We start from the raw sequence: 13,006 nt of genomic DNA on the forward strand, positions 1-13,006 counted from the left end.
TTTTTCGTTTCTAGAGGTCATCGCTCCATGCTGCGCCCGTTTCGCCATTTCCAAGTTGCCGGGGCCATCGCCGGCTTTGGCATTCTCTTTGCTGCGATGGCGCAGGCCGCGCCCACCCGCGAAGATATCGATCGCTCGGTTGGCCTCCGGGAAAGCTGGCAGTATCTTACCCGCGATGTCGCTTGGCCCGCTCGCTGGACGCCGGACGGAGCTGCCTTCACGTACCGCAAGACGGTGGAAGGCGGGTTTGCTTTCGAGACTGTCGATGCGCGAACGCTGGATAAGTCGCGGGCCTTCGATCAGCAGCGGCTTGCCATCGCTTTGGGCAATGCGCTGCGCCGCCCGGTCAAGCCTCTGCGCTTGCCATTCGAGACGTTCGACTATGCCGGTGACCGCCAGACGATCGTCTTCTCGCTGGACGAGGCCGGCTGGCGCTGCACTCTGGCAGACTACCGTTGCGAGGCGCTGGTGGACCCAAGCCGCCCGCGCGGCTTTGGCGTCGTGCGTGATCTGAGCGCTCCTGCCGACAACCACCCGCGCCTATCGCCCGATGGCCGCTTGGAAGCGTTGGTAGAGGACGACAACCTGGTGGTGCGAAAGGCGGGCGGGGGCGATGCCGTGCGCCTCAGCTCCGATGGTTCGGCCGGCGATTTCTACGATCCCGAGACGATCGCCTGGTCGCCCGACAGCCGCCGGCTGATGATCTACCGCGTCCGGCCTGGATATGCCCGCCATGTCCAGCGGGTCGAGGCAGCGCCTGCGGGGCAGGGGCAACCGGCGCTGCGCAGCCAGCTCTATCCCAAGCCCGGCGATACGGTGGATCAGGAGCGGCCCGTGCTCATCGATGTTGCCAGCGGCCGGCACACCGAGATTGATGCGGCGCTATTCCCCAATGCCTACCAACTCTCCGCCCCGCGCTGGCGGCCCGACGGAAACAGCGCTGCGTTCGACTACGTAAGGCGTGGCTTCGGACAGGCGCGGATCATCTCCGTCGATGCCGCGACGGGCGTGGCCCATGCTGCCGTCACCGAGGACGCCCGCACCTTCGTTTATGCCGACCGCCGGTTCGCGCAGGATGTCGGGCCTGCCGGCAACGAGATTGTCTGGGCGTCCGAGCGCGACGGATGGAACCACCTCTACTTGATCGACGGCAGGTCCGGCCGCGTGAAGAACCGCATCACCCGGGGCGACTGGGTGGTTCGCGATGTTGTCCGGGTGGACGAGAAAAAGCGTCAGGTATGGTTCGCGGCCAGCGGCATGAACGCCGGGGAGGATCCCTATTTCCGGCACTACTACCGCATCGACTTCGATGGCCGGAACCTGATCCCGCTCACCCCGGAGCGTGCGGATCATGTCGTCAGCTTCTCACCCGACATGACGCTGTTCGTCGACAACTACTCGCGCGTGGACCTGCCTAACGTCAGCGAACTGCGCAGGGCGCGAGACGGTGCGCTGATCGCCCCGGTGACGAAGGGTGACATCAGCCGCCTGACCGCCGCCGGGTTTCGAGCGCCGGAAGTATTCACCGCCAAGGGCCGCGACGGCAAGACCGATATCTGGGGCCTCGTCGTGCGCCCGCGGAACTACGATCCGGCCCGCAAGTACCCGGTGATCGAGAACATCTATGCCGGGCCGCACGACAGCTTCGTGCCCAAGGGCTTCTGGCCCTTCGGCTACCACTCCGGCGGCGACAAGGTCATCGGCATGCAGGCGCTGGCGGACCTCGGCTTTATCGTCGTGCAGATCGACGGCATGGGCACGGCCAACCGCTCCAAGGCGTTCCAGGACGTGGCGTGGAAGAACCTTCAGGATTCCGGCTTCCCCGACCGCATCGCCTGGCACCGCGCGCTGGCCGCGCAGGACCCTGCCTACGACATCAGCCGCGTCGGTATCTACGGTGCCTCGGCGGGCGGGCAGAGCACGCTCAATGCGTTGCTGTTCCACGGCGATTTCTACAAGGCGGGCGTCGCCTATGCCGGCTGTTACGACAACCGCATGGACAAGATCAGCTGGAACGAACAGTGGCTTGGCTGGCCGGTCGACGGCAGCTATTCCGCCGCCTCTGGCGTCGACAACGCGGCTCGGCTGCAGGGCAAGCTTTTCCTGATCGTGGGCGAGCAGGACAGCAACGTCGACCCTGCCTCTACCATGCAGGTGGCCGATGCGCTTATCAAAGCGGACAAGGACTTCGACTTGCTGGTCGTGCCGGGCGGCGAGCACAGCGTCGGCCGTTCGACCGGTCCGATCGACTACGTGACTCGCCGCCAGTTCGAATTCTTCGTGCGGGCGCTCCAGTGAGGGCGCCCTGACGGTATTGCAAGAGAGGGACACATGCGCATAAGTCAACGCAGCGGCATCGCGGCATTCGCGACCGTCTTGCTCAGCTCCACCAGTGTCCTCGCCGGCGAGCAGCCGGTCGAATGGGAGCAGCCCGAGGTTATACGCCAAGGCGCCGAACAGATGCACGCGACGTTCGACGGGTTCGAAACGCGCGCCGGCGCGTTGTCCCGCTCCCCTGCGAAATCGCGTTACCATCTTTCGCTTGATGGCGAGTGGAAATTTCGGCTTTCCCCCAACCCGGAAAGCAGGCCGGCGGACTTCCAGCGCCCCGATTTCGATGTAAGCGGGTGGGGGACGATGAAGGTCCCCGGCATCCTACAGGCCCAAGGGCACGGCCGCGCGGTCTTTGTGGGCAGCGGCTATCCCTTCCCGCGCAACCAGCCGAATATTGCGCACGAAATCAACGAAGTCGCCTCTTATCGCCGTGATTTCACCGTCCCCGCGGACTTCGCCGGCCGCCGCCTGCTGCTGACCGTCGGGGCGGCGGGGGCGGCCTATTATATCTGGGTTAATGGCGAGCGCGTCGGCTATTCCGAGGACTCCAAGCTGCCGGCCGAGTTCGACATCACCGCCCATGCTCATCCTGGGCGCAATACCGTGGCGATCGAGCTCTATCGCTTTGCCGACGGCAGCTACCTTGAGGACCAGGACTTCTGGCGCGTCAACGGCATCGAGCGCAGCGTGACGATCTACGCAGCGCCCGCCACGCATATAAGGGACCTCGGCGTCGATGCGGGGCTGGAGAACGGCTACCGTGACGGACGCCTTGGGGTTAACGTCAGCCTTGCCGGCAAGCCCGGCGCGGTGCGCGTCCGCGCAACGCTGCTCGACGGCAAGCGGGCGGTGCTCGTTCGCGAAAGCGCGGCAGCGAGGATGGCCGCCGCGCTCAGCGCCAGCGTGCCGGGCGTGCGCACTTGGACGGCGGAGGAGCCAAATCTCTATACGCTGCTGGTCGAATTGCTCGACGAAAGGGGCAGGCTGATCGAAGCAACCAGCCGCCGCATCGGCTTCCGCACCGTCGAGATCGCAGGCGGCGAAGTGCGCGTGAACGGCAAGCGCATCATGATCCGCGGCGTGAACCGTCACGAGCATGATCCCAAAACTTTCCGCGTGGTCTCCGAAGCGACCATGCGCCGCGACATCGAGTTGATGAAGGCCGCCAACGTCAACGCCGTGCGCACTTCGCATTACCCCAACGACCCCCGCTGGTACGACCTTGCGGACGAATACGGCCTCTACGTCATGGACGAGGCGAACATCGAGAGCCACGGCTACCTCGGCCTCTCGCAGGAGCATGGCAACGACCCCTCCTATCTGCTCGGCAACGACCCCCGGTGGCGCGAAGCCCACCTCGACCGCGTCCGGCGCATGGTCGAGCGCGACCGGAACCATCCCTCGATCATCTTCTGGTCGCTGGGCAACGAGACTGGCATCGGCACCAGTTTCGAGGCGGCAGCAAAGTGGGTGAAGGCAAATGACCCCTCGCGCCTCGTCAGCTTCTTGGGCTGGAGCATGAGCAACTGGCGTCACCCAGTGAACACCTACGTGGATATCTTCGCACCGATGTACGACGACGTGCCCAAGATGATCGACTACGCAAGGGACCGGGCGTTCACCCAGCCTTTGATCCTCTGTGAATATGCCCACGCCATGGGCAACAGCCTGGGCGACCTAGAAGGCTACTGGGAGGCGATGCGCCGCTTTCCCAAGTTGCAGGGCGGCTTCGTGTGGGACTGGGTAGACCAGACCATGCTGTTGAAGGACAAGGAAGGGCAACCATACTGGGGGCAGGGGCCGGACTTCGATACCGACCCCGCCGGTCCCGGCGTCCACGGCGACGACAGTCCGGTGGGCGACGGCGTGATCCAGTCGGACCGCACGCCGGACCCCGAGTATTACGAACTCGCCAAAGTGCAGGCGCCGATCACCTTCACGCGCGATGCCTCGGGTTACCGTGTGGTCAACCGTCACGACCATATCGACCTGTCCCGCTTCACGCTGGACTGGACGGTCATGGAGAACGGTCTCCCCGCCGCCCACGGCAGCCTGCCGATGCCTTCGGTGGCACCGGGCGCGAGTGCGCCGCTACCCGTGCCGGTTCCGTCTTCCAAAGACGGATCGGCAGAGCGTATCCTTGTCCTACGCGCGCGTGCCACTGCAGGCGCGGTTCCCACACAGCCAGCCGATCATGTGGTGGGGTGGGAGCAGTTCGTCCTGTCCGCACCTGTGCCTGTCGCCGAGCAAGGGGCTGACGTCGTGCCGATCGAAACGGACACTACCATTCGGCTCGCCACTGGCGACGCGGTGCTGGAGATCGATCGCGAAACCGGCCTCGTGAGGCAATACGAGCACGGCGGCAGGTTGCTCCTGACTGGCGGCGCGCCCAATTTCTGGCGCGCGCCGACCGACAACGACATCGGCGCGGGCGTGCCGAAGACCCATGCCATGTGGCAGCAGTTCTCCGAACACCGCCGGGTCGAGGCGGTAGAGCGCGACGGCTATGCCATCGTGGTGCGCCACGATATGGGCGTGGGCTCGGTCAAGGTCGAAACGCGCTGGACGATGGCGGCGGATGGTACCATTGGCGTCACCGTGCGCTTCGAGCCGCTGCGCGACACTTTGCCCGATCCGCTTCGCGTAGGCCTTGCCTTCGAGATCCCTGCGGCCCTCGACCGCGTGCGTTGGTACGGGCGCGGTCCGCAGGAGACGTATGCCGACCGCAAGGGCGGCGGACTTATTGCGCAATGGAGCGGGTCCCTTGCCGAGCAGTACCACGACTATGCCCGCCCGCAGGAATCGGGCAACAAGACCGACGTGCGCTGGATCGAACTGATAGGTGGCAATACCCGCCTGCGCGTCACCGGCGCACAGCCGCTCTCGGTCAACGCGCTCGCATTTCCTTACGCCGACCTTGCGATGAAGCCGCCGGGACAGGCGCATAGTTCGGACATCCGGCCGCATGGCAGCGGTACGCTGTTGATTGATGCGGCGCAGGCAGGCGTGGGCGGTGATACCGGCTGGAACCTCGATGGCCGGGCGCACATGCCGTACCGCATAGCCCTGGCGCCGCTCGTATGGTCCTTCACGATCGGGCATCCCGACTAAGCTGTCCTGCAGGCCAACAGCTCCAAAGAAAAAAGCCCGCCCGGTCGTATGACCGGGCGGGCTTTATCCAGAGACGGCGGCCTCAGCGGGAAGGCCGCCTGTCCCTCCTGCGGATCAGAAGTTCACGGTGGCGCCCACGAAGATCGTGCGACCCAGCGCGTCGTAGACGCCGGGATAGGTGTTGCCGTTGCCGAACAGCTGCAGCAGCCCGGCGGACAGCGCCGGCGGGTCCCTGTCAAACACGTTGTTGACGCCGGCACGCAGCGTAAGGCGCTTGTCAATGATCTGGGTCAGCGACAGGTCGAAGTAGTCGTAGGCCTTGATCTTGCTGTTCACCACGGTTTCAGGCGCGCTGAGCAGCGGGTTGTCGGTCAGGCTCGACAGCTTGGTGCCGCCGATGTGGCGCCACGACAGCGAGACGGTGGTGTCGCTTGGGGCCATCCACGACAGGCGCGCGACATGGCGCCATTCGGGCGAGGGCTGGCCGCAGGTGTAGCCGAAAAGGCCCTTGCAGTCGTAGGAGCCCAGGCCCGGCACCGGCTGCGCGACCTGTTCGATCAAGTAAGTGCCGACCATGTTGACATTGACGCTGCCCAGGTCGCCTACATCGAAGGCGTAGTCGGCGTTGACGTCGATGCCCGAGGTCTTGAGGAAGCCGGTGTTCAGCGTGGTCGAGACAATGTAGCCCGCATTCTGGCCGAACAGCGCGCCCGAACGGGCATCACGCTTGAACAGTCCGCAGAAGTACGGATCTCCGGTTTCCTGGCATTGGCCGATGATCAGCGACGGCGCGATCGAGCCGATATAGTCCTTCACCTTGATGTTGTAGTAGTCGATCGAGAGCGAGAAGCGCCGCAGCGCCTTGGGCGTGATGACGAGGCCTGCCGTCCAGGTGTCGGCCGTCTCGGGCTTGAGCGCGACATTGCCGCCGCCCAGCGCCGAGCAGGTGGCTGCCGGGCATTCGACGATGCGGCCGTACTGGGCCGCAGTTACGCCGGTGAGCTGGCAGATTTCGAGTGAGGCGGCGGGGTTGGAACCGGCGCAAGGATCCTGCGCGGCCACATTGCCGACCGACTGCGAGGCGAACAGCTCCGCCACGTTGGGCGCGCGGATGGCGCGGTTATAGCTGGCGCGCACGCGCAGGTCGTCGACCGGCTGCCAGGAAAGCTCGCCCTTGTAGGTCCACACGTTGTAGCTGGAGCCGAAGCCGGTCGACGTCTGCTTGTTGTCGTAGGAAGAATAGCGCACACCGCCATTGATCGTCAGCGAGCGGAAGAACGGCTTGTCCTCGATCAGCGGAATCTCGATCTCGCCGTAAGCCTCCGTGACGCTGATGATGCCATCGGCGTTGGTGGTGCCGTTCTGCTGGGCGACTTCGTCGGCGGTAAACTTCAGCGTCTCACGGCGGCGCTCGGCGCCCAGTGCGATACCGACGCCGCGGGTGGCCCAAGGCAGGGTCACACCCATCTGCCCAAGGTCGCCGCTCAGCGTGCCCGAGAAGACGCTCAGCGAATTGCGCGAGGCGGTGTTGCTGTCGGTGAACAGATACGCGGCCTGCTCTGCGGTCACGCCGCCCGGCTGGAAGACGTTGACGGGGATGCAGTTCGGGTCCGTCCCGTCGATCACCGAGCGGCACGTCGGCACGCCGTTCACGTCGATCACGTTAAGGGCGCGGCCGGCTTTCACCTGGTTGACGTCGTTGAGGTAGGTCTCCTTGTACTTCACTAGCGAGTACATGTAGTTGACGTCGTAGCTGAAACCACTGCCGAGATCACCGCGCAGGCCCGCAGTGTAGCGGTAGTCGTTGAAGCGTAGATTATCCCGGCGCGGCGCAACGTCGGTGCGGTAGGCAACCAGCGCGTCCTCGGTGGTGTTGGTGCCCGCCGCCGAACCGCAGATCGCCTGCAACTGCGCGGCGCTGGCATAGGTGTAGGCGCTTGCAACCGTAGCAGCTTCTGCTCGCAAACAGCGCCTTTTCCTGCCCAGATTACCTGACAACGAGCCGACTATGCTGCTCACGCTATCCGACAATGTGCTCGCCATCATCCGCGTCTGCTCGCAAACGGCAAAGGGCCGCTCATGGTATCTGCCAACTACAAAGTCGAGATTAGCAGTCATTTGCTGATGCGCGATGCTCACGCAGCTTTGTGGAACCCAAGATCAGAAAGTACACGATGGGGCAAACCACCATCAGCATCACTGCTGGATCGGTAGCCCATCTCGTTGGGCCATCGCTGTCCGGCTCACTTGCTACCGCGAGCATGAGCGCGATTGATCCTCGCACAGCGGCGTAGGTGGCAGGAACAAGCAGGATGTGGAGAAGCCACCCGTAGCGGAACCGCATGGCGCCAAACCAGCAGAGTACAGCTATGGCGGGTGGAGCGAGTGTGGCGGCTACGAAGCCGCAGAACCAAATGGCAAACCCTGCCGGAGTCAGCGTATCGCGATAGTAGCTGGCGATCCCATCCGGTCGCAATCCGAGAGCGACGAAAGAGCCTGCGACGACAACGGCACCCAAAGCCGTCAGTCCGACGCCACGCAATGTCCCGTGTCTCGGCATCAATCTATGCAATCCAGTAAGCCATTGATCAGGCTGCTCGCACTTTGGCTCGGAAGAAGGTCGTTTCCGACCCAATCAGATCGGGGTCGATCCCGCTCTCCTCGGCGGCCAGTTGCTGGATGATCCGCCAAATCTCGGGGGCGGTGAGGCGCGCGCCGTCGCGGGCAAGCCTGCCACGGTTCTGCTCCGTGACCAGTCGGGCGAGATCGCCGATAGTGTCGCACCTCCGAGGTAATCGCCGGCGGTCGAGGTGCCGTAACCATAGCCCCGCGTAGGCGCTCGCTCCAGCAGCGAAGATGCGAAGGGGAGGTGCCAGCGTCGTGAAGGCGAGGATCGCGACCGCGACAGCGAAGCAGAGACCACTGACAATCCCAAGCCATCCGGCTCGCGTCGCCGGCATCTTGAGGTCGGTATCGGCTTCCAGGTCGCTGAACGCTTGGCGCAGCTTCCCACCGATCAGCGGCGCCAACGGCGCATCCGGCCCGACGTGCCGGCCAAGCCCGAGCGCGCGTCGAAGCCTGTAGAACGTCATCTGCGTGGCGCATGTCGTGCCGCCCCCGCTGTAGGCTGCGACATGCGCGACGACATGGTCACGCACCTCGCCGAACGTTGTCCAAGGCAGGTTCGAGCGCAGGCGCAGATCGAAGGTGCGCTCGATTGCGAGGAAGAAGTCGGTGTCGTCGCCATCACCGACCCAGCCAACCGTATCGAGCACCTGCATGAACCCGGCTCCTCAGCGGTTCTGCAAAACGACCGTTTCTGACGAGCCGATCGCCTTGCTGGGCCGGCAACGTAAATCTGCGGGCCGCACTTTGTCAAAACTGTTCTGGAAACCCGCGTCGCAAAACGGTATGCCCCGCACGAGTTTGGAGAAGATCAGACGCTCATGCGGGTCGGCTATGCCAGGGTCAGCACCAGCGACCAGAACCCCGAGCTCCAGCTCGATGCGCTGCGGCGGGCCGGCTGCGAGCGGGTGTTCACCGAAAAGGCGTCGGGCGCGCGCGATGACCGGCCCGAACTGGCGCGCATTCTGGAAGACGTGCTGCGCGCAGGCGACACGCTGGTTGTTTGGAAGCTCGACCGCCTCGCCCGCTCGCTCAAGAAGTTGATCGCCACGGCCGAGGATCTGGAGCGCGAGAAGATCGGGCTGGTGTCGCTGACCGAGAGCATCGACACGACAACGCCGGGTGGCATGCTCACCTTTCACGTGTTCGGCGCCATCGCGCAGTTCGAGCGTGCCCTGATCCGCGAGCGAACTACCGCGGGGCTAGTGGAGGCGCGCCGGCAGGGTCGCAAGGGTGGCCGCCCATCGGCAATGCGCCCGAGCGACGTCGCCGCGGCACGGGCGATGATGAAGGAGGGCACGTTGCCGGTGCGCGACATCGCCAAGCGCATGGGCGTGTCGGTCGCGACCCTCTATCGCTATGCAGGCAAGCGCGGCAGCGGTGCATCGATCAAGGAGGCTGCAACAGCCCATGGCTGACCGGGCGAAGCGACCGCCTGGAGAGGCGCTGATCGATCTTCGCCGACGGTTGTCGCTGTTGCCCCCACGCGACCCCGGTCGCACCGAGATCATCGCCCGTGCGGCCGAGGCCTATGGCATCTCCATCTGGACCCTTTACCGGGCGTTGCGCGAGCTGAACCGCCCCAAGTCGGTGCGCCGGTCCGACCATGGTGCGACGCGGGTTGCCCCGCAGGCCGAGATGGAGCGCTACGCCGAGATCGTCGCCGCACTGAAGATCAGGACCACCAACAAGAAGGGCCGGCACGTTTCGACCGCCCGCGCCATCGAGTTCCTGGAAACCGATGGCGTCGAGACGCCGGAGGGCCTGGTCAAGGTAGCACCCGGCCTGCTGAAGCGGGCGACCATCGACCGGCTGCTCCGCTCATCAGGGCTGGACTATGCCCGCGTGACCCGCCCCCACGCAGCCGTTCGTTTTCAGGCGCGGCGATCCAACGAGCTGTGGCACTTCGACATGAGCCCGTCCGACCTCAAGCAGGTCGAGGCGCCGCTCTGGATCGAGCAGGGTCGCGGCAAACCCACGCTGATGCTGTTCTCGGCCGTCGATGACTGCTCGGGCGTGGTCTACCAGGAATATCGCAGCGTCTATGGCGAGGATGCCGAGTCCGCGCTGCGCTTTCTATTCAACGCCTTCGCCGCCAAGCCTGAGCCCGAACTGCCGTTCCAGGGCCTGCCGGTCACGATCTACATGGACAACGGCCCGGTCAGCCGGTCGCGCGTGTTCCAGTCGGTGATGGGCAGCCTCGGCGTGCGCGTCCTCACCCATCTGCCGCCGAAGGCCGACGACCGGCACACCGCGGCCCGCGCCAAGGGCAAGGTCGAGCGGCCGTTCCGCACGGTGAAGGAGGTGCACGAGACGTTGTACCACTTCCACAAACCCAAGGACGAGGCGGAAGCCAATCTGTGGATGCGGCGTGCGCTGGTCACCTACAACAACGGCGACCATCGTTCCGAGCCACACGCGCGGATCGAGCACTGGCTGCGGCACCTGCCCGGCGATGGCGTGCGGGCCATGTGTTCATGGGAGCGGTTCTGCGCCTTCGCTCGTGAGCCCGAGCGGCGCACCGTTGCGGGCGACGCGACCGTCTCGGTTGAGGGCGCTTCCTACGAGGTCGAGCCCGAGCTCGCCGGCGAGACGGTGACGCTGCTCTGGGGGCTGTTCGACCAGCAGCTCTTCGTGGAGCATGACGGCAAGCGGCATGGCCCTTACGAGCCGTCGCGCGGCGCCGTGCCGCTCTACCGCTATCGCAAGTATCAGAAGAGCCGCGCCGAGGAGCGGCTCGACAAGGTGGTCCGGCTCGCTGACCAGCTGGGGCTGCCCCGCGCGACCGTGACGGGCGGCGACCGGCCGCTGCCGTCGCTGCCGCCCTCCACCGCAGGGCTCGCGGTGCGGCAAACACCTTTTCCGGAGCCGGCGGTCGAGACGGCATACCCGACCGGGCTCGCGGCGCGCCACGCCATCGTCGACCAGCTCCGGCGACCGCTCGGCTCGCTGCCTGAGGCAGACCGCGCCTTCATCGACGCGCTGCTGGGCGAAACGCTCGACAAGACCATCATCGCTGACCGCATCCGAGAGCGGTTCCAGTCAAGACGGGGGACAAGCTGATGCTCGCCGACGTTCAATCCAGCTACGGGCTCGCCCGCCCGTTCCAAGGCGTCGGCAACTTCGAGACAGAGCATCAGCGCAACCTCGTGCGCGAGGTCTGTGCGGCCGTGCAGACCGGCAGGTTGATCGTCGTCTCCGGCCTGGTCGGATCGGGCAAGACGCACCTGCTGCGCCGCATCGAGGACGAGCTGGCCCGGGCGGGCAAGGTCGCCGTCGCCAAGTCGCTTGCGGTCGACAAGCGCCGCACCTCGTTGCCCTCGCTGATCGAGGCGCTGTTCTACGATCTCTCGCCCGGTGACCGTGCCCAGGTGAAGATTCCCAAGCAGGCCGAGCGCCGCGAGCGCGACCTGCGCGACATCATGCGCAAGGGCAAGCGCCCGGTCGTACTGGTGGTCGACGAGGCGCATGACCTGCACCACAAGACGCTGACCGGCCTCAAGCGGTTGATGGAGGTGGTGGCTGATGCCGGCGTGCTGCTGTCGGTCCTTCTGGTCGGCCATCCTCGGCTACGCAACGACCTGCGCCGCCCGCAAATGGAAGAGATCGGCTACCGCACGACCACCTTCGACTATGAGGGCATCGGCGCCGAACGCCGCGACTATGTTGCCTGGCTGCTCGGCGCCTGTGCGGCCGAGGGGGTCAAGGTTGCCGACTTGATGAACGAGGACGCGATCGACCTCATCGCCGAGCGCCTGCGCACCCCGCTCCAGATCGAGATGCACCTGACACTCGCCTTCGAGCAGGGCTTCCGCTTCGCTGCCAAGCCCGTCACGGCCGAGATCGTCGAGCAGGTGCTGTCGCGGGCGATTGACGACCTCGAACCCACGCTGACGCGCAACGGTTACGATGCGGGCGCGCTCGCCAGCCAGCTCAACACCCGGCCGTCCGACATACGCGCGTTCCTCGCCGGAACGCTGGACGCCGAACACACCCGCGACCTGACCGAGCGGCTCCGCGAAGCCGGTGTGCCGATATGATACTGGCTGTCCTCGCCTTGGTATCTCCCGCACGCGGACGCAACGCATGTCGTCTGTGCCACCGATTGTGGACGTTGCGCTTCTCTCATAGCCTGCCGGCATGAACAGGCATCTTACCGCAGCTTCTTTATCGATCGTCAGCTTGCTCAGCGCGTGCTCGGCCTCGGCCGAGAGGAGGTTGGAGGGACGAGTCTTCGACATCCCGAGAGCCAACGACATATCCGACAATGATAAGCCGTTCTTTCTACCAGCGCTCGATCCCAGCGACGGGTTCTCGTTCTACCTAAATCCGAGCGCAAGCTTGCCGGAGCGAAACTTGGTGGGCGTGGCAAGCAAGAAGCGGATGTGTGCCCGCGCAGCGGGAACAGAGGCGCTTGTCAACTCGACTGTCTGCGCAAGTCGCCCGCTTTCATGGCGCGGCCGAACACTGCGCAAGGTAAGTGATGGTGTTTTCTGGACATACCAGTTGCCAGCCGAAGCAGGTCAGAAGCGTCCTCCATCGCTGGCGAGTTGCTCCGCCATGGGCGGAGGCTCGCGGCCGGGGCTCTGCACGGCCAATCTGCCGTATGACAATCTCGTGCTGACGATTCACTTCCGAGACAATCAGGTCGGCTCGCTCCAGGCATTATACGATCAATCCGTTGCTAGCCTGAGGAAGTGGGAGCGCTGATGCTTACGGCAAACCCGGCGGGAACGATCGCTGCCAGACCGCTCACCGGCACTCCTCGCTATTGGCAGAAAGCGAGAACAGGCCTTCTCCGTTTGCGAGCAGGCGCGGATGATGGCGAGCACATTGTCGCATAGCGTGAGCAGCATGGCCCACCTGCTGTCAGCAAATCTGAGCAGAAATCCGCGCTGTTTGCGAGCAGAGGCCAGTATCTTTGCAATCGCCTACA

At 65.0% G+C, this 13,006-nt stretch carries 8 protein-coding genes; 6 read left to right on the forward strand and 2 right to left on the reverse strand.

Going from position 1 to position 13,006, the window contains the following annotated elements:
- The first annotated feature begins 27 nt into the window (after positions 1–27).
- Positions 28–2,298 (forward strand): S9 family peptidase, encoded by a 2,271-nt coding sequence (locus V474_RS20500; RefSeq protein ID WP_059153255.1) that lies wholly within the window; start codon positions 28–30, stop codon positions 2,296–2,298.
- 33 nt (positions 2,299–2,331) lie between these two features.
- Complete coding sequence (locus V474_RS20505) at positions 2,332–5,445, forward strand: glycoside hydrolase family 2 TIM barrel-domain containing protein (RefSeq protein WP_082699930.1); 3,114 nt, start codon at positions 2,332–2,334, stop codon at positions 5,443–5,445.
- A 114-nt stretch (positions 5,446–5,559) separates the two neighbouring features.
- Here the strand turns inward: V474_RS20505 and V474_RS20510 are convergent, their stop codons facing one another.
- Together V474_RS20510 and V474_RS20520 are read right to left on the reverse strand one after the other, a co-directional pair.
- Positions 5,560–7,410: a TonB-dependent receptor domain-containing protein gene (locus V474_RS20510; protein ID WP_059153256.1), complete on the reverse strand. Its 1,851-nt coding sequence runs from the start codon at positions 7,408–7,410 to the stop codon at positions 5,560–5,562.
- A gap of 623 nt (positions 7,411–8,033) precedes the next feature.
- Complete coding sequence (locus V474_RS20520) at positions 8,034–8,726, reverse strand: hypothetical protein (RefSeq protein ID WP_007685994.1); 693 nt, start codon at positions 8,724–8,726, stop codon at positions 8,034–8,036.
- A gap of 165 nt (positions 8,727–8,891) precedes the next feature.
- On the opposite strand from V474_RS20520, the gene V474_RS20525 reads away from it, so the two are divergent.
- The 4 genes from V474_RS20525 (at position 8,892) to V474_RS25760 (ending at position 12,780) form a co-directional block, all read left to right on the forward strand.
- Entirely contained in the window at positions 8,892–9,488 is a 597-nt protein-coding gene (locus V474_RS20525; protein WP_007685993.1) for a recombinase family protein, read from the forward strand.
- Entirely contained in the window at positions 9,481–11,133 is a 1,653-nt protein-coding gene (locus tag V474_RS20530) for an IS481 family transposase (protein WP_007685992.1), read from the forward strand. The genes V474_RS20525 and V474_RS20530 overlap by 8 nt, the downstream gene beginning before the upstream one ends.
- Positions 11,133–12,110, forward strand: coding sequence for an ExeA family protein (locus V474_RS20535; RefSeq protein ID WP_007685991.1), 978 nt, complete (start codon positions 11,133–11,135; stop codon positions 12,108–12,110). The genes V474_RS20530 and V474_RS20535 overlap by 1 nt, the downstream gene beginning before the upstream one ends.
- A gap of 100 nt (positions 12,111–12,210) precedes the next feature.
- Entirely contained in the window at positions 12,211–12,780 is a 570-nt protein-coding gene (locus V474_RS25760) for a hypothetical protein (RefSeq protein WP_062121710.1), read from the forward strand.
- Positions 12,781–13,006: the final 226 nt, after the last annotated feature.

This window comes from Novosphingobium barchaimii LL02 (genome assembly GCF_001046635.1).
Classification (GTDB): Bacteria; Pseudomonadota; Alphaproteobacteria; order Sphingomonadales; family Sphingomonadaceae; genus Novosphingobium; species Novosphingobium barchaimii.

What these genes read in the sequence shown, in the direction of transcription:
- V474_RS20505 (WP_082699930.1), top strand. Translation starts at nt 2,332, where the DNA reads ATGCGCATAAGTCAACGCAGCGGCATCGCGGCATTCGCGACCGTCTTG.
- V474_RS20530 (WP_007685992.1), top strand. Translation starts at nt 9,481, where the DNA reads ATGGCTGACCGGGCGAAGCGACCGCCTGGAGAGGCGCTGATCGATCTT.
- V474_RS20525 (WP_007685993.1), top strand. Translation starts at nt 8,892, where the DNA reads ATGCGGGTCGGCTATGCCAGGGTCAGCACCAGCGACCAGAACCCCGAG.
- V474_RS20520 (WP_007685994.1), bottom strand. Translation starts at nt 8,726, where the DNA reads ATGCAGGTGCTCGATACGGTTGGCTGGGTCGGTGATGGCGACGACACC.
- V474_RS20500 (WP_059153255.1), top strand. Translation starts at nt 28, where the DNA reads ATGCTGCGCCCGTTTCGCCATTTCCAAGTTGCCGGGGCCATCGCCGGC.
- V474_RS20535 (WP_007685991.1), top strand. Translation starts at nt 11,133, where the DNA reads ATGCTCGCCGACGTTCAATCCAGCTACGGGCTCGCCCGCCCGTTCCAA.
- V474_RS25760 (WP_062121710.1), top strand. Translation starts at nt 12,211, where the DNA reads ATGAACAGGCATCTTACCGCAGCTTCTTTATCGATCGTCAGCTTGCTC.